We start from the raw sequence: 18,701 nt of genomic DNA, 5'->3' as shown, positions 1-18,701 counted from the left end.
GGCGTTCGAGTGATCCAATGGCGATGGACGCCGACACCGGATCCGGCTGGAGTGACCCATGGTGGATGTTTTCGACGACCTGACTGCGGAGTACCGCCAGCTGGATGCCGTCCTGGCGTCGCTGACGGCGGAGCAGTGGTCTCATCCTTCCGATGCCGAGGGGTGGACGGTTTCCGATGTCGTCCTGCATCTCGTCCAGACCGAGGAAGTGATCACCGGGCCGTCCATGGGGGAGGGGACGGCCTTCCTCTCGTCTGAGGAGACCACCGTGGACGGAATGGCGGACGACATGGTCGCCGCCGAGCGTGGGATACCGCCGGAGGAACTGCTGGCGCGCTGGCGCAAGGCCGCCTTCGCCACTCCTGAAGCCCTGCGTGCTCAGCCTGCCGGGACGCGTCTGTCCTGGGTGCGGACTCCGTTGTCTCCGCGCACGCTGGCCACGACGAGGCTCGCCGAGCACTGGGCGCATGCGCAGGACATCACCGTCCCGCTGCGCATTCCGTACCCCGACACGGCGCGGCTCCGTCATGTGGCGTGGCTGGCTCATCGGACGCTGCCGTACGCCTTCTCCCTCGCCGGGCTCGCGGACGTGCCGGTCTTCTGCGACCTCGCCGCGCCGGACGGAACACGCTGGACGTTCGGCGACCCCGACGCCCCCGCGAGAATCACGGGGCCGGCCGCGGAGTTCTGCCGCCTCGGCGCCCGCCGGGTCACGCCCCGCGAGACCGGCCTCATCGCCGAAGGCCCGCAGGCCGCCGACGCGCTCCGGGTCGTCCGCAACTACGCCGCCTGACCGCCCGGCACCGTCCTGAGCAGGCATTGCGGGCCGCGACTCCGCCGGTCCGGTTATCCGGGGACGCCGAGCTCGGCGAGCGTGACCTGTGACCAATGGGTTCTCTGTATTGTGCAGCCCATGTCAGGAAAGAAGATCAGCCCGCCTTTCGTCATCCTTTGTTTCGTCGGCTTTGCGATCATCGCTTTCGCGCTCTTCGGGACCATCGTCGTCGGCGGGAAGGTGGACGAGCCCGATGCCGACAAGAACGAGGTATCGCTGCAGCTCTCGACGATGCTCAACTTCATCGTCGCCGGGTTGGCCTTCGTTCTGGCCGGGTTGGGCTTCCAGCTCGCGGCAGGTCCGAAACAGGCCCAGTCGTTCGTTCCGGGACAGCCGCCGGCGCAACCGTACGGCCAGGCCGCGCAGCCGCAGTATCAGCAGCAGGCGCCGCCGTCCGGCCGGCAGTGGGGTCAGGAGCCTCCCCGGCAGCCCCCGGCACAGTCCTGACGTGCCGGTCAGGAGGTGAGGGTCGCGCGGAGGAAGCGCGCGCCCTTCAGGGTGGCCTCGAACGAGGCTTCGGCTATCGCCTTGGTCATGAAGTGGCAGATCCACGTGACCAGGAACGTGGCGAGGATCAGTACCGGGGCCCATGTCCAGGTGAGCTGGATGAAGATCCGTTCGAGGGTGCCGTGCGGGTCGACGACCGGTTCCCAGCTGTTGAGGCGGGCCCACCGCCCGAGGAAGACGCCGATGGCGCACAGGCCGTGCGCCCCGATGGTGGCCGGGATCTGCCACGTTCCCAGGCCGAGGCGGGCCAGGTGCCCGAGCGCGGCGCGGAGGGCCAGGTAGTAGGCGAGGAAACCGGAGCCGATGAACAGCGCGTACAGGGGGAGGATCGCGCTGATCACAGGGCCGCCGTCGTTCGCCTGGAGGATGTCGCCGCGGAGATGGACGATGTCCGTGACGACGTACGGGGCGTTCGGCAGAAAGAGGACGAATAGCGTTAATCCCGCCCACCAAAAGGGTGACCGTGACACGCGGTCGCCGCGGAAGAGTGCCCAGGCCAGACCCACGGGAATCCACGCCAGGATGGTGTTCCATGTCATCCACAAAGCGTCACGGCGGAGGACGTCGACCAGATTCGGTGCCACCTGCTCCAAGATCCCCATGGAATCCATAGTGCATTAGTCGCCGGTCAGGTAGGAGTCCAGCAGGCCGTCCGAAATGTGGAGATTTTGTGTGGCTTCGCGAAGGCGGTCGGGCCAGTCGGAGTCGGTGCGGAGGGCGCCCACGGCGGCTTCGATCGCGGGAGTGGAGCCCCAGATGGCGATGGTGCGGGCGTCCGCGTCGCGTTGGTCGCGAACCCACCACGCGTTGATGTGCCCGAGTTGTCCGGTGAGAGTGTCGCCCGGAATGACGCGTCCGTAGAGGGACGTCCATTCGTCGCTTCGGGGATGCCTGCCCGCGTCAGGGGCCGCGTGGTGCGCTTCCTGGAGTTCTTCCAGGACGAGGCACCAGCGGTACGGCGTGGCGAAGTACTCGGACTCGTTCGCCGTGCAGGGGATGCCACGGAAAGCGCCCGCGAGGTGCCCGGCCAGACCGGTGGGGGCGCCGCGGGCCGCGACGGCGGCGTCGACGGCGTGGGAGACGGCGCAGTCGCGGAGCCGCGCGGGCAGCCCGTCCAGCACGGACAGGGGCGGGCGGGGGGTACCCCAGCCGGTCAGGTGGGCGGCGGCGGCCAGTTCGGCCCACAGAACCAGGTCGGGACGGTCGTCCAACGCTCGCTGTGCCGTGCGCATGTCGCGCAGGGTGCAGGGGGAGTCGCGGCAGTCCGTCCCGCAGGTGCCGCTCCGGGGCCTCACCAGAACGCGGGGGGACGCGACCGGCGCGGCCTTCTCCAGGTGGGAGCCGTCCGGCATGCGGACCAGATGCGGGTAGTCCATGCCGTCGGTGAACACGGCGCCCTCGCCGGGTCTCAGGGTGACCAGGTACTGCGACTGGTCGTCGGTGATGTTCATCGTGGCGCCGACCGCGTCCCGGTCGTCCTTCGCCGGCAGCCGGTGGACGATCTTGACGGCGGTGTTCTTGATCACGTCCGGGACGAGCTTGGACGGGATCTGCTCCGCCACGATCAGCCCCTCGCCGTACGCGCGGATCTCCGCGAGGAGGCTCGCGAACGTCTCCACGGCGTGGGACGCGGGGCCCGCCTCCTCGCTGCGGCGCAGCAGCCGGTGCGCCTCCTCGAACACGCTCAGATGCCGCAGCCCCGCCGAACCTCCCTGGCGCTGCCGCATCCGCAGGTGCTCGACCAGCCGCACCAGCACGGTGCCCATCAGGAACGCCTTGTCGCGGTCGTCGCCGACGTCCTCGATCTCCAGGACGACGTTGCGGGCGAGGAGCGCGTCGAAGTCGATCGGGTGGCCGCCCTCGAAGAACCGCCCGGTGGTGCCGAGCCGGAGACTGGACAGCCGGACGCGGATGAACCCGCGGACGTTGTCGGTGATCTCCTGGCCGTAGCCGATGTCGGCGACGACCTGCTCGGCGGTGGCCTGCAGGTCGGCGAGGGTCGGGTAGCGGGGGGACGTCCCCGGGAAGGACGGCTCGCCGAGCGCCAGGTCCCAGCCGAGCCGCTCGTAGCACCGGGTCAGCGCGGTGGACAGCACCTGCGGGAACGGTTCGTCGGCGTCGAACGCGGCGAGGAACAGGGCGCGGAGGAGGTCGGCGTGGGTCTGCAGCGGGAACGGCCGCCCGTCGGGCCCGGCGGCCGGTTCGAGGGGATTGATCCCCGCGGCGATCGCGTCCGCGTCGCCGGGGCGGATCGCGACGACCTCCGCGTCCGGGAGCCGCGACGCCATCAGCCGGTACTCCGCCTTGGCCGGCTCGACCACCAGCCACGGCAGCCCGGCGTGCGAGGCGGCCGTGAGCAGCGAACGGACGGTCTGCGACTTGCCGGCGCCCGTCGCGCCGCACACGAACGTGTGCCGGTTCAGGCTGGGCAGCGGCAGCGACAGCGGCCCGACCTCGCGGCGGTTGCGGTCGAGGACCCGTCCCAGCGGGACGCCGGCGTCCGCCGACCCGGGCGTGACGTCGAACTCCGGCGTCACGTCGAACTCGGGCCGCATCGCGAACCGGACACCGGCGACCTCCCGGACGGGCGGACGGGCCAGCGCCGCCACCAGCTGCGTGCTCGCCTCGAACGGCCCGGCCGCCCCCGGGACCAGCGTGTACGGCAGCCGGCTCAGGTCGGCCGACGCGCACACCAGCGCCGCCACCCGCGCGGCGGCCCGCGGGGTCGCCGCGCCCGCCATCAGGTGCACCCGCCACAGGCCGGATGTGGCCGCCTGGCGCACCTCGCGGTGCCGCCGCTCCATCCGGACGGCGGTGACGGAGTACTCGGGCGACATCTCCGCCATCGACTGGGCGTGCTGCTGCCGGTCGGCCAGATGGTCGGCCAGCCGTTCGGTCTCCGGACCCGTCATGGGCTCGGCGACCAGCATCCAGGCGAACGGCTGCATCCACACCGACAGCAGGCCGTCCTCCAGGGAAGGCCTCGCGGGCTCGTCCGGCGCCCCGTCGTTCGCGACCAGGCCGTCCATGAGGAGGCCGTCGGCGATGGCGCCGATGCCGACCCAGTGCGCCATCGAGTCCTCGGTGATCGCGTGCGGGAGCATGACACCGCGCCCGCCCGCCGGGAGGCTGAGCGTCGCCGACTGGCCGTCCCGGTCGGCGAGGAGCCCCTCCCCGCCGACGAAGACCTCCGTCGGACCGGACGCCTGCGCGCGCCGCCAGCCGACCAGCACCGGCTCCCCGCCCGCGTGGTACGCCGACACGAGCGCGGCGAGCCGCTGGTCGCGCCACTCGTCCCGCCCGTCCGCCGCGTCCCGCCGCGGAACCTCCAGCAGCCGGCACACCGGAAGGCCGCGCACCACGTCCCACACGGTCAGCCGTCCCAGCGGAACAGGTTCTGGAACAGTTCGGCCTGCTCCAGGGCATCGTCCAGCGCGTTGTGGGTGTGCGGACGGCCCGACAGCAGCGCGGCGGGCATCTGCCGTTTCGTCGATTCGGCAACCATCGCTCCCGCCTTGGCCGCGTAGAGACTCTTCATATCTAGATGGCGTGAATGCCCGAAAGGTGAGCGCGATGTGAACCGCATCCAGTACCAGTACAGCCACATCCAGTCATAGGCCAGCGGATACGCCACCAGCACCGGCAGCGCGCCGTCCGCGACCGTCTTGACCCACGCCGCCGCCGCGTGCATCGCCTCCTCCGGATCGCGGCCCTCCCGTGCGAGCCGCCCGCGGTCCAGCCCGCTCACCTCCAGCGCCTTCGGGTCGAAGTCGTCGCTGATCGGCTTCAGCTCCGCGTAGAAGGTCCGCTCGGACGGGTCGTGCGCCGTGAAACGCGTCCCGTCGAACGTCCCGCACACGGCCATCCCGAAGCTGAGCATCGAGTACGGCCCGGGAATCGGCCCGTCCGCCTCGACATCGACCGAGACATAAAACTCGATTCGCGCCATCACCGCCGTCCTCTCCGGCCCGGCGCGGGCAACGGACGGCCGCCCCGCTCAGGGCCCCGTCCCGCTCCACAGCCCCGTCCCGCTCCGACATCAAAGGCAGTCAGGCTATTGAGCAAGCCCGCCATTGGGAAGGCCGATTCGGTGCAGAGGGCCTGACAAGTTCCCTGTCAATCTGCTTGGGTGGTTCGCGCGTCGCCGCGCATCGCCCGGAGGCGTGACGATCGAGTCGGCACCCGAGCGGAACGGGGGTTCAGCGTCGTGATGGGCCAACCGGTCGATCATGGAGGACTGCTGTCGCGCCGTGAACGGCTCTTCAGCCCCGAACCCCGCCTCGGATGGGTGTTCCGGGACCGCTGGTGGTTCCTGCGGCCGTTCCCGGAGTCACCGCCGCGGCAGCGGACGCTCCCGGACTATCTGGCCCGCCGGGTCACCGAGACCGAACGGCTCGCGCAACGCCGGTTGAACCGGACCTTCCCGGTGAGCGGGGCCATCGCCGCCTTCCTGCTGCTGTTCGCCGCCTGCTCCGCCGGCGGCGGCTCGGCGGGGGACGCCGCCGTCCCGATCGGAGCGCTGCTGCTCGCGGTCATCGCCGCTGGACCCGGCACGGCGCTGACATGGTGGGCCGTCCGGCAGCGGCAGCACGCCCGGCAGGCGTACGAACTGGCCCGGCAGCAGATCGCGAGCGGCTACCAGGACCAGGCGCGGCAATGGCAGGCGCGTAAGCACGCCCACGACGCCGCAGAGCGCGCGCGGCTCGACGGCTTACCCGAATGGGGTGCGGCCCCGCGGCCCGGTCGCCGCCTCGACGTGTTCGGCGGGACGCTGTGGGCGTGGGAGGCGCTGCTGACCACATACGGGACGTCCACGCTCGCCGTGCAGCCGCTGCTGGTGCTCGACCTGTCCCGCGAGGTCGTCAGCCGCGAACTCGTCGAACTGTCCCAGGCCGCCTGGATGGGGGTGGACGCGCAACTGCTGCCCAGCCGCCAGGCGTCGTCCACCCTGCTGACCGAAATGTCGCCGCAAGACCTCGTGGACGCGATCGTCGAATCCATGCACGGAGGCACCCCCGACGCCGCGCGCGCGGAACGCAGCATGGACGACCGCATCCTGACCAAAGTGTGCGAAGCCCTCGGCGGCGACATCACCCTCGGCCGGATCGGGGCGGCCCTCCGCGCCCTGATGGGCGAACCCGACGACGGGGACCTGCTGACCCGCGAAGAGCGGCGGCACATCGCGGGCGACCTGTTCACCGTCGAGTACCGCCGCCAGGCCCACGCCAACCTGTCGCGGATCGAGTCCTACATGCATCCGCTGGAGAACCTCGGGACCGAGCCGTCCAAGGCCGGCGTCGGCTACCTGACGTGCATCGCGCTGGACAGCCAGGCCCGCAACGTCCGCTCCGAGCTGCTCACCGACCTGATCGTCCAGTGGGTCACGCACCGCGTCACCGCGTCCTACGACTCGACGCCCGCCCTGGTCGTCGCCGGCGCCGACGAGCTGGCCCGCCGCCACCTGGAACGGCTGTCGGACGCGTGCGAGCGGCGCGGCGTCCCGCTGACCCTGCTGTTCCGGCGGCTGCGGGAGACGTCCGCGGAGATGATCGGCGGCGGCGCCGTCGCGTTCATGCGGCTCGGCAACCACGAGGACGCCACCCGGGCCGCCGACTTCATCGGACGCGACCACCGCTTCGTCCTGTCGCAGATCACCAAGAACGTCGGCGGGAACGAATCCCACACCTCCACCGACACCCAGGGCGAGGGCGACTCGGAGACCCGCAGCACGAGCCACACGACGGGCACGTCCCGCAACTGGGGGACGAGCCGCTCGTCGGGCACCAGCTACTCGGGCGGCGAGATGTTCGGGCTGTTCCCCGACCGTTCCACCTCCTACCAGCGCGGCCGCAACCGGGGCGGCGGCACCAATACCAGCGACACCGAGGGAACCGCCACGTCGACCTCCCGGAACTGGTCGGCCGCCTACTCCTACGCCGAGGGCACCAACTGGAGCGACGCCGACACCACCCAGCGCGTGTACGAGTACGCCGTCGAACCCGTCTCCCTTCAGCACCTCCCGGACCACGCCATGCTGGTGGTCGTGCCGGCCCCCGGCGGCGGCCGCACCGTCACCCCCGTCGAATGCGACCCCGCGATCATCACCCTGGACCGCGTGACCACCGGCCCCCTCCCGGACCCGCCCCCGCCCCCGCAGGCCGTCCCCGGCCCGGCCCAGACCTCACCCGGCCCCCTGACACGGCAACCGCCGCAGTGGGCCGCGCCGCCCGCGCCGCCTCCGCCGCGGGCGCCCCTGTCGTCCGAACCGGGACCGCCGCCCGGCCGGCGGACCGGGCCGCGCCCACCCGACGATCCCCGGCAGGGGCCGCCGCCGCTCTTCGGCGGCAAAGGCTGACCGCTCAGCCGAGCCGCCGCCGCAACCCCTGAGCCCGCCGGACGAGCGGCATCGGCAACTCGTGGGGCGCGTGCTCGATGCGATGCTCGATGGCCGCGACCAACTCGGCGCCGAACCCGAGCCGCACCGCCGCCGCGTCCGCCCGGGCCTCCCCGCGCCCGCCCGGCAGGCGCGCCGCCCACGCCACGGCGAAGGCGACCGCCGCGGGCAACGCCACCACGACCGTGACCACCGTGGCGAGGACGGCCAGGAGGAACACCCCCAGAAAACCGATCGGCCGGTGCCACGAGACGGCCCGCTTCCACATCGGGACGATCGGGGACCACGACCCGCGCAGCACCCGCTGCAACGCGCGGCCCGGCAACGTGACCTGCGCGTGGACGAACGCCGGCACCGCCCGCCACCCCAGCAGATGCCCCAGCTCATGGGCGAGCACGGCCTCCAGGCGTCCGGGTGGCAGCGTACGCGCCGAATGGGACGTGACCGCGACGGTCCGCCCGAACGGCCTGCACGCGTTGAGCTCGTCCGACTCGACGACGACCAGCCGGTACGCCTCGGCTCCCGCGCGCCGCTGGACGTTCCGCCACGACTGCTCCAGCCCGCCGCGCTCGGCGTCCACGGGATCGCGGTAACCGTGGGCACGCGGAGCGGCCAGAGGCGCCGCCAGCAGGACCGCCCACACGGCGACCACCGCGACCGCACCCCACACAGGCCAGATCATGTGCAGCCCGAACGCGGCCGCCGCCACGAGAAGGGCCTCGGAACCCACGATCAGCCCGACCCGAACCCCGGCCCCGGCCCCGGCCCCGGCCCCGGCGGACGGCACTTGCTGCGACCGCCCCGGAGGCAGATACCGCCCCGCCTCGTCCGGCGGCCCCTGGATCGCCCGACCGCCCTGAGCCGCGGGGAGCGGCGCCTGCCCCGGCGGACCGCTGAGCGCCGTCGCCTGCGGCGCCGCCCCCGCGCTCGAAGGCGCTGGCCGCGTCCACCCGCCGGGGGAGGGGGACGGCCGGATCGGCGGCGCCTGACCTGGCGCCGCTCCGGGCCGAGCCTTCGGCTGCTGATGCGGCTCCGGGGTCGTCCTGGGCGGTGAGGTCGCGGGATGCACGGGCTGGAGCGGCGCCAGCGGCGGCCGCTGCGCCTCCGGTCTCCTGGGTGGCGGAGGGGGGTGAGATGCGGGGTGGGGCGTTGCTTTCGGCGGCTGTGGCGGCTCACGGTTCGGCGTTGGGCGCGTCCGCTCGGTGAGCGGCGGTGGCTGGGCGGGTGCGGGTTCGGGTGGTCCCTCGGGTGGCTGCGGCTCCGGTGGCCTGGGCGGCGGAGGCGGAGAAGGCGCGGGCCGGGGCGGCGGTGCCTGCGGTGCAGGGTCTTGTGGCGCCGGAGCGCCGGGCGGTGGGGACGGGGGACGGGCGGGCCTCGGCGTGGGTGGGGAGGGCTCGGGCGGGCCGCCGGAGCGTCGGCGGGTTCGGGAGCGGGTTGCGTACGGGCGTGACTGGTCCGTCCAGGTTTGTCCGTCCCAGTAGCGTTCGCGGCCCATCCACTCTGGATCTGGGTACCACCCAGGTGGTGTGCTCACCGGAACCCTCCCGTCAGGATCAGGTCAAGGCTTGCGCACGCCGCGACTCAGCGTCAACGGAATGGTCACAGCTTGGGAGTGAAGGGACGGCGGTGGGCGGGGTCGTCGGGCTCGGCGAGGCCGCGCAGGGCCGTCTCGACGAGCTCGATGCCCTCGAGGAGGGCGACCAGGCGGGCGCCTTCGCGGCGGTAGGTCTCCAGGACGGCCTCCACGCCGTGCGGCGGGACGGCGTCCCCGAGATCGACGCGGGCGGTGCGGAAGCCCTCGCGGGCCGCGTCGACGGACGCGGCGACGTGCTGGCGGGCCATCCGGGCCAGGGCGATGGGGTAGCGGCGCAGGACGCCGTAGCGCCGGTACTCCGGCGGGACGAGCTCGAGCAGCCAGGCCATGGCGGTGTCCTCGAAGCGCTCGGTGCCCGGTGGGTGCACCTGCGAGGGCCAGCCGGGTGGAACGTAGGTGCTCACGCGGTCAGGATAACCCGCTTTCGAACCTATGTTCGATAGGAATCGGGCACGATTATTCCCCGGGCGGGGTGCGGCGGATGCGGATCTTGCCGGAGTCCAGGTCGTCGCGGGAGGAGCCGGAGCCGGTCTGCTCGTGGTCGTCCTGGCGCATGATCTTCTGCCGCTCCTGCTCCTCGACCTTGACCTTCTTCGAACCCTCGAACGCGGACGCGAGGTCTTCGAACATGCCGCCGCCGAACCCGGCGCCGGTCTCGCCGTCGCCGCGGATCGCGCCCATCAGGGACGACTTGCCGGTCCCGTCGCGGGGCCACTCGACGATCTCCTGCTCGGCCGGCTCGGGACGGGTGCCCATGGCGCGGCCCTTGACGCGCTTGCGGCGGCGAAAGGGTGACTTCACACACTCTCCAACGCGATGAGTGTCCAGATTGATCCCGGCGACGCTCAGGTCGTGAACGACCACCGGGTGGGAGAACCGGTGAAGTCTCCCTGGCGCAGCCCGAACGCCGTCTGTGGCCGCACCGCGACGGTCGCGTTCACCTCGGGGTCCAGGAAGTCAACACGATATCGGGTGGCGTACTTGGAATTGACCAGGTCGATGAACCGCTGGAGGTCCTTCTGTTCGGTGAGGACCTCCGCGAGCCCCTCGACGACCACGGGGTTCTCCGCCTCCTCGGTGGTCACCACCACCCGCGGGTTCGCCCGCAGGTTCACCATCTTGCGGGACGGGACGCTGCTGCTGAACAGCAGCGCCTCACCGGACCAGGCTCCCCACACCGGCATGGCGTGGGGGCGACCGTCCGGCCGGACCGTGCACAGCCAGAAGTTGCGCGCGGCCCTCAGTTGCTCCACCGCCCAGGACCACGGAAGCAGACCGCTTCCCTCGTCCGGTCCGACGATGCCGTAGCCGGGCATGTACGGACGTCCGGCGGCGGGCTCGATGGCAGCCGTGGGCTGGGCGGGCTCCGGTTCCGCGGCGGCGCCGGAAGCCGACATGGCGTTCTCCCCTCGGTCGGGTTGTCCCCTCGTCTGCTGTCCCCCGCACATCGTTTCAGACGACGGCACCTCGCGGTGACGCTCGGTGGCTCGTTGGCGGCGGCTCGGCGCGGTAGCCTGCGGGACGTGCGCCTATCCCATGTCATCACGGCTCTGGAGGAGCTCTATCCGCCCGCGTGGGCCGAGCCCTGGGACGCCGTCGGCCTCGTCTGCGGAGACCCCGATCAGGAGGTCGGCCGGGTGCTGTTCGCGGTCGACCCGGTGGCCGCCGTGATCGACGAGGCGCTGGAGTGGCACGCCGACCTGGTGGTCACGCACCATCCGCTGCTGCTGCGCGGGGTGCACTCGGTCGCCGCGACCACGCCGAAGGGGCGGCTCGTCCACCGGATGATCACCAATGGGGTGGCGCTGCACACCGCGCACACCAATGCGGACCGGGCCGATCCCGGCGTGTCGGACGCGCTGGCGCGCGCGGTCGGCGTCACCGGCGAGCTGCGTCCGATGGTCCCCGCCGCCGACGATCCCCGCCGCGGCCTCGGCCGGATCGGGGAGCTGGACGGGCCGGTCACTCTGCGGGAGTTCACCGGACGGGTGGCCGCCGGGCTGCCGTCCACCGCCTGGGGGGTGCGGGCGGCGGGCGACCCGGACCGCACCGTCCGCACCGTCGCCGTGTGCGGGGGCGCCGGCGACTCCCTGCTCGACACCGCGCGCGACGCCGGTGTCGACGTCTACCTCACCGCCGACCTGCGGCATCACCCGGCTTCGGAGTTCGCTGAGCAGGGCGGTCCCGCCCTCGTGGACGCCGCGCACTGGGCGACCGAGTGGCCGTGGCTCGCCGACGCCGAGCGGCGCCTGGCGGCGGCCTCACCGGAAGCGGGCAAGTTGGAGACCCGGGTGTCCACGCTCGTCACCGACGCGTGGCGCCTCCACGACGAAGGAGCACATTGAAAGCCGCACCACAAGCCCAGCTTCGACTGCTCGACGTGCAGGAGCTCGACGCCTCGCTGGACCGGCTGGCCCACCGGCGCCGCACGCTTCCCGAACTGGCGGAGATCGAGCGGCTGGAGGCACGCCTGACCGAGCTGCGCGACGCGATCGTGGCCGCCGAGACGGAGGCCGGCGACCTGCAGCGGGAGCAGAAGAAGGCCGAGCAGGACGTCGACCAGGTCCGCACCCGCGCCGACCGCGACCAGAAGCGGCTCGACTCCGGGCAGGTGAGCTCCGCCAAGGACCTCAGCAGCCTGCAGGTGGAGATCGAGTCGCTGCAGCGCCGCCAGTCCGACCTGGAGGAGGTCGTGCTGGAGATCATGGAACGGTCGGAGGAGGCGGAGGGCAGGGTCGCCGCGCTGCGCGCCGACCTGTCCGCCGCACAGGACGAGCTCGCCGCGCTGGCCGAGCGCCGTGACGCCGCCCACCGGGAGATCGACGAGGAGTCGGGGACGACGAGCGCCGCGCGCACCGCCGTCGCCAAGGACGTCCCGGACGATCTGCTCGCCCTCTACGAGAAGCTGCGCGGCCAGTTCGGCGGGGTCGGCGCGGCCAAGCTGTTCCGCGGCGCCTGCCAGGGCTGCCACCTGGCGCTCAACACCGTCGTCCTGAACACCATCCGGGCCGCGCCCGACGACGAGGTCATCCGCTGCGAGGAATGCCGGCGGATCCTGATCCGTACCCCGGAGTCGGGCCTGTGAGCGCGGTCGCCGGGGGCCGCGGGGGGTCGCCCCCCGACAGGGGCGCGAGCAGGAAGCTGATCGTCGAGGCGGACGGGGGCTCGCGCGGCAACCCCGGCCCGGCCGGGTACGGGGCCCTCGTCCGCGACGCGCTGACCGGGGAGGTCCTGGCGGAGGTCGCCGAGTCGATCGGGCACGCCACCAACAACGTGGCGGAGTACCAGGGCCTGATCGCCGGGCTGACCGCCGCGTCCGAGATCGACCCGTCCGCCCGCGTCGAGGTCCGGATGGACTCCAAGCTCGTCGTGGAGCAGATGTCCGGACGCTGGAAGATCAAGCACCCGGACATGATCCCGCTGGCGCTGCGGGCCCGGGAACTGGCGGAGGACCTGGGCCCGGTCTCCTACGGCTGGATTCCGCGCAACCGCAACGCGCACGCCGACCGCCTCGCCAACGAGGCCATGGACGCCGCCGCCCGCGGCGAGCACTGGGTCCGCAAGGTCGAGGAGACGCCGGGGGAGCCGGAGCCGCCGCCCCCTTCTTCGGCGATGCCCCCGTCGTCCACCCCGATGACGACGGTCCTGCTGCGGCACGGCGAGACGCCGCTGTCGACCGAGAAGCGCTTCGCCGGGACGGGCGACATCCCGCTCACCGCGAACGGCCTCGCCCAGGCACGCGCCGCGGCGCTCGCCCTCAAGGACCGCGGGCTGGACGCCATCGTCACCTCGCCGCTCACGCGCTGCCGCGACACGGCCGCCGAGGTCGCCGCCGTGACCGGGCTGGACGTCCGCGTCGAGGACGGCTTCCGCGAGGCCGACTTCGGCGATTGGGAGGGGCTCACGTTCGCCGAGGCCGGCAAGGGCTGGCCCGCCGAGATGAAGGCGTGGCTCGCCGACCCCGAGGTCGCGCCTCCCGGCGGGGAGAGCTTCGCCCACGTGTCCCGCCGCGTCCGCACGGCCCTGGACAAGCTGAAGGTCCGCCACCGCGAGCAGACGGTGCTGGTCGTCTCGCACGTCACGCCCATCAAGCTTCTGGTCAGGGACGCGCTGGGCGCACCGATGTCGTCGCTCTACCGGATGCACCTGAACGTGTCGGCCCTGTCGTCCATCGACTGGTACGCCGACGGTCCCGCGACCCTGCGCGCCTTCAACGACACCCACCATCTTCCGGCCTGACCGCAACCGGTCTTCCGTAGCGGCCCCTGGCCGCTTACCCTCCACGCAAGGCCGCCGTGACCTGGGGAGGGATCGTGACCACGAAGATCCTGCTGGACGAGTCGAGGCTCCCGAGCCGCTGGTACAACGTCATCCCCGACCTGCCCGCGCCGCCGCCCCCGCCGCTGCACCCGGGGACGCGCGAGCCGGTCGGGCCGGACGACCTCGCGCCGCTGTTCCCGATGGACCTGATCGCCCAGGAGGTCTCCGGCGAGCGCTTCATCGACATCCCCGAAGAGGTCCGCGAGGTCTACCGGCTCTGGCGTCCGACGCCGCTCATCCGTGCGCACCGCCTCGAACGCGCCCTCGGCACGCCCGCCCGCATCTACGTCAAGTACGAGGGCGTCTCACCCGTCGGCTCCCACAAGCCGAACACGGCCGTCCCGCAGGCGTACTACAACGCGCGCCAGGGCGTCCGCCGCCTGACCACCGAGACGGGTGCGGGCCAGTGGGGCAGCGCCCTCGCGTTCGCCTCCGCCCAGTTCGCCCTGGAGTGCGAGATCTGGATGGTGCGCGCCTCCTACGACCAGAAGCCGTACCGCCGCTCGATGATGGAGCTGTACGGGGCGCAGGTGCACGCCAGCCCGTCCCCGCTGACCGCGTCCGGTGCGAAGATCCTCGCGGACGACCCCGGCTCGCCCGGCTCCCTCGGCATCGCGATCAGCGAGGCCGTCGAATCCGCCGCCCCCGGCGACACCCGCTACGCCCTCGGCAGCGTCCTGAACCACGTCCTCATGCACCAGACGGTGATCGGCGAAGAGGCCCTCGAACAGCTCGCCCTCGTCGGCGACGTCCCCGACCTGATCGTCGGCTGCACCGGCGGCGGCTCCAACTTCGCCGGGCTGTTCTTCCCGTTCCTCCGCGAGAAATTGCGGGGCCGCATGAGCCCGGCCATCCGGGCCGTGGAACCCGAAGCGTGCCCGTCCTTCACCCGTGGCCACTACGCCTACGATTTCGGCGACACCGCCGGGTTCACCCCGCTGCTCAAGATGCACACCCTCGGGCACGACTTCGTCCCGGACCCCATCCACGCGGGCGGCCTCCGCTATCACGGAATGGCCCCGCTGCTTTCCCACATGTACGACCTCGACATCTTCGAAGCCGAGGCCAAGCCCCAGCGTGAATGCTTCGAGGCCGGCGTCCTGTTCGCCCGCACGGAGGGCATCGTCCCGGCGCCCGAACCCACCCACGCTCTGGCCGCCGCCGTCGCGGAGGCCCGCCGCTGTGCCGAGACCGGCGAACCCAAGGTCATCCTCACCGCCCTGTGCGGCCACGGCCACCTCGACATGGCCGCCTACGACCGCTACCTCTCCGGGCAGATGGAGGACCACGCCCTTCTCCAGTCCCGGCTGGACGAGGCGATGTCCACACTCCCGTGACCGGGAACAACATGCGACCCGCTATCGTCTATGTACGGCGGACGAGTCGGCCGGACGGCCGCGTCGGGGAGCGATCCCCGTCGAGGAAAGTCCGGGCTCCACGGGGCAGGGTGGTCGGTAACGCCGACCCGGGGTGACCCGCGGGAAAGTGCCACAGAAAGCAAACCGCCACCGGTCCGCCGGTGGTAAGGGTGAAACGGTGAGGTAAGAGCTCACCAGCGCCCACGGTGACGTGGGCGGCTCGGTAAACCCCACCCGGAGCAAGGTCAAGAAGGGGCCCCGCGAGAGGCCCCGCGCAGGTGCCCGAGGGCGGCCCGCCCGAGCCTGCGGGTAGACCGCTGGAGGCCGCCGGCAACGGCGGCCCGAGATGGATGGCCGTCACCCGCCGCCCCTCGCAGGGCGGCGGGCACAGAACCCGGCTTACAGGCCGACTCGTCCGCCCCTCCCTAGGATTCGAACCAGGGGAGGGTGTACCGGGTGAAGACGATGCCGCCCGTGGAGCCGATCTCGTAGAGGGTGCCGACGGACCCGTCCGCGAGGACGGCCATGGTGGAGTAGCCGGCGGTGCCGGGCTTGACCAGGGCCGTGTGGGGCCGGCTGGTGCCGTCGTCGCGGACGGTGAGGTCGGTGCGGTCGTCCGCGACGTTGATCTACCAGGACGCGCTGTCGTCGCTGAACCCGGCGATGACGATCCGCGCCCCGCTCCGCCGGCGCGGCGGCACCCGCACCCCCGCCGGACCGCCCCCTCGAAGCCCCGATCTGGACCTCGTCCGCGGTTCGCCGCCGCCGTGACGTCGTCCTGACCGGTGGTGAGGAGGGCGCGGAGGTCGGCGGCGGCCCGGACTTCCTCGATCGCCGATGGAGTGCCATGCAACTCACACGGTTCGGGTCACACGACACAGAGAGGATGAAACAAGGCGCTTACTGTCCAGGTAAGAGCCGATCGCCTCGATCGGGCGTCGGCGGCGGGGCCGGGTGCTGGGCCCCGTGGAGAGGAGCGCTGATGATCACCATCATGTTCGTGACCCTCGTCCTCGCCGGGGCGCTGGGATCCCTGGCCTACCTGTGGGACTTCTCGCGCGCCAGCCGGTGCGACGCGCTGTTCCTTCCGGCGTCCGACCGGCGCGCGCGGCGGGCGCGCCGGGTGACGGGGATGTACGTGCGGGACTACGCGCGGCGCGAGGACGAACTCGTGAGCCGCTGACGGCGGAGTCACACCGGCGCGTGGGCCGTCCTGGCGGGGGGACGGCCCACGCTCGGTTCAGCCGACGGTCCGGGGCCGCGGGGCCTCGTCCGGGACGGGCGTGAAGACTCCCTTGGTCCGGTCGAGGATCTCCACGTTGGCGGACTGCAGGTCCAGGTAGAGGCCCACCAGCTCGATCTCGCCGGACTCGACCCGCTCCCGGAGCCACGGGTAGGTGAGCAGGTTGTCGAGCTGCTGCATCACGTTGATCTTGCAGAGGCGGGTGAGGGGCGGCTCGTCCTCGCCGGACGGGTCGGTGGCGAGGAAGCGGGCGAGGCTGTGGTTGCCGTGCTTGAGCCACCGGGACAGCCCGGCCAGATGCTCGACCTCGGTGCCCCCGGCGAGGAGCGCGGCCATCGCGCCGCAGTTGGAGTGGCCGCAGACCGTGATCGTCCGGATGTCGAGGACGTTGGTGGCGTACTCGACGGTGGCGGCGACCGAGTCGTCGCGGGTGCGGGAGCCGTGGCGCGGGACGAGGGCGCCCACGTTGCGGTTGATGAACAGGTCGCCGGGCCCGCTGGCGGTGATGATGTTGGGCACGATGCGCGAGTCGACGCACGTGATGAACAGGTGCTGGGGTTTCTGCTCCATCGCCAGCTCGGCCATGATCGGCCGTACCAGCCGGGCGGTGCGGCCGTGGTACTCGCGGACGCCGGCAAGCAGCACGGCGGCCGGGGACACCTCGGGCGCGTCGAGCTCCTCCTCGGACCGCCGCCGGCGATTCGCCCATGGAGCCCACCAGCGAGCAGTGGGAGGCGTTTTACGCGGCGGGGACATATCGCCTGTCACCGCTCTTTCATACCAAGCCTCGTGAACCTCGTCGATGTCGACCCTCCCCCCTTGGCGCTCATGCGCCAGCCGCCACTGGTGGATGGCGTCGAACGCGGCATGGTCCATGAAGTCGACGTTGAGGTCGAGGTCGACGCTGGAACCGGCCGGGACGTCCTGCAGGAGCCGCGTCACCTTCGGGACGCCGAGGAAGGTCAGCGTGCCCTCCACGACCACGTGGGTGCGGATCGGGACGGGGCCGTCGTCCGGCTCGGGGACGAGCTGCTCGGCGCGGACCGACAGCCGGGTCAGCCGCCGCAGCGCCAGTACCGCCATGATCCCGATGCCGAGGAGCACGCCCTCTCCGAGCCCGAGGACGACCACGCCGACGAGGGTGCCGAAGTAGGCGGGCGCCTCACGGTGGTGACGAAGGTCACGGATGCGGGCGATGTCGATGAGCCGGACACCCAGCACGACCAGCAGCGCCGCGAGGGCCGGCAGCGGAACCTGCTCGATCGCCGGCCCGCACGACAGCGCCAGGACGAGCACCCACACGCCGTGCAGGACGGTGGACGCCCGGGACCGGGCACCGGCCTCCACGTTGGCCGTGCTGCGGACGATCACGCCCGCGATCGGCAGCCCGCCGAGGAATCCCGACACCGCGTTGCCCGCCCCCTGGCCGAGCAGATCCCGGTCGAGGTCGGCGCGCGGGACGCCGGCGGGCCGCCGCCGGTCGATGGCCACGCTGCACAGCAGCGACTCGACGGCCGCCACGAGCGCGACGGAGACGACCGCGCCGACGACGCCGGCCGGCGAGCCGTGCGGCAGGACGGGGGCGTCCCATCCGCCGAGCAGGGTCTCCGGAAGCTCGACGCGCCGCGCGTCCCAGCCGAGCGACCAGGCGGTCAGGGTGGCGATGGCGATGGCGGGCAGCGGGCCGGGCACCAGGCGCAGCGGGCCGGTCCTCGGCAGCCGGGACCAGCCCAGCAGCACCAGGAGCGTCAGCGCGCCGAGCAGCGCCGGATGGGTGTGCGGGTTCACGAGCTGGCCGGGCAGCTCGCGCAGGTTGTCGATCGCCGACTGCTGCGGGCTGCCGCCGAGCACCACGTGCACCTGCGCCAGCACGAGGACGACGCCGACGCCCGCGAGCATCCCGTGCACCACGGCGGGGGAGACGGCGAGCGCGGTCCGCGCGACCCGGCTGGCGCCGAGGGCGATCTGCAGCAGCCCGCCGAGCAGCGTGATCGTGCAGGTGGCACGCCAGCCGTAGGTCTGCACGAGCTCGGCGACGATCACGGTGAGCCCGGCCGCGGGACCGCTGACCTGGAGCGGTGATCCGCCGAGCAGGCCCGCGACGATCCCGCCGACGACGGCGGCGATCAGCCCGGCGGCGACCGGCGCCCCGGAGGCGACCGCGATGCCCAGCGACAGGGGGATCGCGACGAGGAACACGACGAACGACGAGAGGACATCCCGCCGCACAATGGACACATTCGGTGGCTTTGAAGTCACTCTGTGTATATAACCAGGGTTCCCCCGGCTTCACCCACGACACAGCGTGGGCGTGTCCGCGGGCGAGCGTCCGAAGAGCCGCCGGTGGCGCGGTGGTGGGGTGGCGGGATGTGGCGGGTGCGTGAATGAGGGCCGCCGGATCGGAATCGGCGGCCCTCGTTCGTGGCTCGGCGTGCGGGGCGGCGCGGCGT

The 18,701-nt window shown here is 72.3% G+C and carries 17 protein-coding genes and 1 other RNA gene; 10 read left to right on the top strand and 8 right to left on the bottom strand.

The window, feature by feature from the left end; translation table 11 throughout:
- The first annotated feature begins 58 nt into the window (after nucleotides 1-58).
- Nucleotides 59-793, top strand: a complete 735-nt coding sequence (locus ACTWPP_RS09810; protein ID WP_443103833.1) for a maleylpyruvate isomerase family mycothiol-dependent enzyme — start codon at nucleotides 59-61, stop codon at nucleotides 791-793.
- 120 nt (nucleotides 794-913) lie between these two features.
- Nucleotides 914-1,282 carry a hypothetical protein gene (locus ACTWPP_RS09805; RefSeq protein ID WP_443103832.1) on the top strand — a complete coding sequence of 123 codons (369 nt, stop codon included), beginning with the start codon at nucleotides 914-916 and terminating at the stop codon, nucleotides 1,280-1,282.
- 8 nt (nucleotides 1,283-1,290) lie between these two features.
- Here ACTWPP_RS09805 and ACTWPP_RS09800 read toward each other — a convergent pair whose 3' ends face one another.
- The 3 genes from ACTWPP_RS09800 to ACTWPP_RS09790 all read right to left on the bottom strand — a co-directional run bounded on the left by ACTWPP_RS09800 (nucleotide 1,291) and on the right by ACTWPP_RS09790 (nucleotide 5,291).
- Nucleotides 1,291-1,881 (bottom strand): DUF1361 domain-containing protein, encoded by a 591-nt coding sequence (locus ACTWPP_RS09800; protein WP_443103831.1) that lies wholly within the window; start codon nucleotides 1,879-1,881, stop codon nucleotides 1,291-1,293.
- A 78-nt stretch (nucleotides 1,882-1,959) separates the two neighbouring features.
- Nucleotides 1,960-4,704, bottom strand: coding sequence for an ATP-binding protein (locus ACTWPP_RS09795; RefSeq protein WP_443103830.1), 2,745 nt, complete (start codon nucleotides 4,702-4,704; stop codon nucleotides 1,960-1,962).
- Between the two features lie 11 nt (nucleotides 4,705-4,715).
- Nucleotides 4,716-5,291: an exonuclease gene (locus ACTWPP_RS09790; protein WP_443103829.1), complete on the bottom strand. Its 576-nt coding sequence runs from the start codon at nucleotides 5,289-5,291 to the stop codon at nucleotides 4,716-4,718.
- 258 nt (nucleotides 5,292-5,549) lie between these two features.
- On the opposite strand from ACTWPP_RS09790, the gene ACTWPP_RS09785 reads away from it, so the two are divergent.
- Nucleotides 5,550-7,697, top strand: a complete 2,148-nt coding sequence (locus ACTWPP_RS09785; protein ID WP_443103828.1) for a hypothetical protein — start codon at nucleotides 5,550-5,552, stop codon at nucleotides 7,695-7,697.
- Nucleotides 7,698-7,701: 4 nt separating this feature from the next.
- Here the strand turns inward: ACTWPP_RS09785 and ACTWPP_RS09780 are convergent, their stop codons facing one another.
- The 4 genes from ACTWPP_RS09780 to ACTWPP_RS09765 form a co-directional block, all read right to left on the bottom strand.
- On the bottom strand, nucleotides 7,702-8,466 hold the full coding sequence (locus ACTWPP_RS09780) for a M48 family metalloprotease (protein WP_443103827.1): 765 nt from the start codon (nucleotides 8,464-8,466) through the stop codon (nucleotides 7,702-7,704).
- 869 nt (nucleotides 8,467-9,335) lie between these two features.
- A complete protein-coding gene (locus tag ACTWPP_RS09775) occupies nucleotides 9,336-9,734 on the bottom strand; it encodes a hypothetical protein (protein WP_443103826.1) in 399 nt (132 codons plus the stop codon).
- A gap of 52 nt (nucleotides 9,735-9,786) precedes the next feature.
- A complete protein-coding gene (locus ACTWPP_RS09770) occupies nucleotides 9,787-10,131 on the bottom strand; it encodes a DUF6191 domain-containing protein (RefSeq protein WP_443103825.1) in 345 nt (114 codons plus the stop codon).
- A 44-nt stretch (nucleotides 10,132-10,175) separates the two neighbouring features.
- On the bottom strand, nucleotides 10,176-10,727 hold the full coding sequence (locus ACTWPP_RS09765) for a pyridoxamine 5'-phosphate oxidase family protein (protein WP_443103824.1): 552 nt from the start codon (nucleotides 10,725-10,727) through the stop codon (nucleotides 10,176-10,178).
- Nucleotides 10,728-10,853: 126 nt separating this feature from the next.
- Between ACTWPP_RS09765 and ACTWPP_RS09760 the strand changes: the two genes are divergently transcribed.
- The 7 genes from ACTWPP_RS09760 to ACTWPP_RS09730 all read left to right on the top strand — a co-directional run bounded on the left by ACTWPP_RS09760 (nucleotide 10,854) and on the right by ACTWPP_RS09730 (nucleotide 16,191).
- Complete coding sequence (locus ACTWPP_RS09760; RefSeq protein WP_443103823.1) at nucleotides 10,854-11,675, top strand: Nif3-like dinuclear metal center hexameric protein; 822 nt, start codon at nucleotides 10,854-10,856, stop codon at nucleotides 11,673-11,675.
- A complete protein-coding gene (locus ACTWPP_RS09755) occupies nucleotides 11,672-12,415 on the top strand; it encodes a zinc ribbon domain-containing protein (RefSeq protein WP_443103822.1) in 744 nt (247 codons plus the stop codon). The genes ACTWPP_RS09760 and ACTWPP_RS09755 overlap by 4 nt, the downstream gene beginning before the upstream one ends.
- Complete coding sequence (locus ACTWPP_RS09750; RefSeq protein WP_443103821.1) at nucleotides 12,412-13,569, top strand: bifunctional RNase H/acid phosphatase; 1,158 nt, start codon at nucleotides 12,412-12,414, stop codon at nucleotides 13,567-13,569. Before ACTWPP_RS09755 ends, ACTWPP_RS09750 begins: the two co-directional genes overlap by 4 nt.
- 74 nt (nucleotides 13,570-13,643) lie before the next feature.
- On the top strand, nucleotides 13,644-14,987 hold the full coding sequence (locus ACTWPP_RS09745; protein ID WP_443103820.1) for a TrpB-like pyridoxal phosphate-dependent enzyme: 1,344 nt from the start codon (nucleotides 13,644-13,646) through the stop codon (nucleotides 14,985-14,987).
- 42 nt (nucleotides 14,988-15,029) lie between these two features.
- Nucleotides 15,030-15,426, top strand: an RNA gene (rnpB, locus tag ACTWPP_RS09740) — RNase P RNA component class A.
- A 134-nt stretch (nucleotides 15,427-15,560) separates the two neighbouring features.
- Nucleotides 15,561-15,779: a hypothetical protein gene (locus tag ACTWPP_RS09735; protein ID WP_443103819.1), complete on the top strand. Its 219-nt coding sequence runs from the start codon at nucleotides 15,561-15,563 to the stop codon at nucleotides 15,777-15,779.
- A gap of 211 nt (nucleotides 15,780-15,990) precedes the next feature.
- A complete protein-coding gene (locus ACTWPP_RS09730) occupies nucleotides 15,991-16,191 on the top strand; it encodes a hypothetical protein (RefSeq protein ID WP_443103818.1) in 201 nt (66 codons plus the stop codon).
- Between the two features lie 57 nt (nucleotides 16,192-16,248).
- On the opposite strand, the gene ACTWPP_RS09725 is transcribed toward ACTWPP_RS09730, so the two are convergent.
- Nucleotides 16,249-18,480: a SulP family inorganic anion transporter gene (locus tag ACTWPP_RS09725; protein ID WP_443103817.1), complete on the bottom strand. Its 2,232-nt coding sequence runs from the start codon at nucleotides 18,478-18,480 to the stop codon at nucleotides 16,249-16,251.
- Nucleotides 18,481-18,701 lie beyond the last annotated feature (221 nt).

It is taken from the genome of Actinomadura sp. 3N407, from assembly GCF_052245875.1.
GTDB lineage: Bacteria > Actinomycetota > Actinomycetes > Streptosporangiales > Streptosporangiaceae > Spirillospora.
Note: the sequence above shows the minus strand (reverse complement) of the source record. Positions and strands in the feature narration are given on the sequence as shown.

Bases quoted from the DNA above. Each gene is read 5' to 3' on its own strand.
- ACTWPP_RS09810 (WP_443103833.1), top strand. From the start codon at position 59: ATGGTGGATGTTTTCGACGACCTGACTGCGGAGTACCGCCAGCTGGAT.
- ACTWPP_RS09805 (WP_443103832.1), top strand. From the start codon at position 914: ATGTCAGGAAAGAAGATCAGCCCGCCTTTCGTCATCCTTTGTTTCGTC.
- ACTWPP_RS09800 (WP_443103831.1), bottom strand. From the start codon at position 1,881: ATGACATGGAACACCATCCTGGCGTGGATTCCCGTGGGTCTGGCCTGG.
- ACTWPP_RS09790 (WP_443103829.1), bottom strand. From the start codon at position 5,291: ATGGCGCGAATCGAGTTTTATGTCTCGGTCGATGTCGAGGCGGACGGG.
- ACTWPP_RS09765 (WP_443103824.1), bottom strand. From the start codon at position 10,727: ATGTCGGCTTCCGGCGCCGCCGCGGAACCGGAGCCCGCCCAGCCCACG.
- ACTWPP_RS09730 (WP_443103818.1), top strand. From the start codon at position 15,991: ATGATCACCATCATGTTCGTGACCCTCGTCCTCGCCGGGGCGCTGGGA.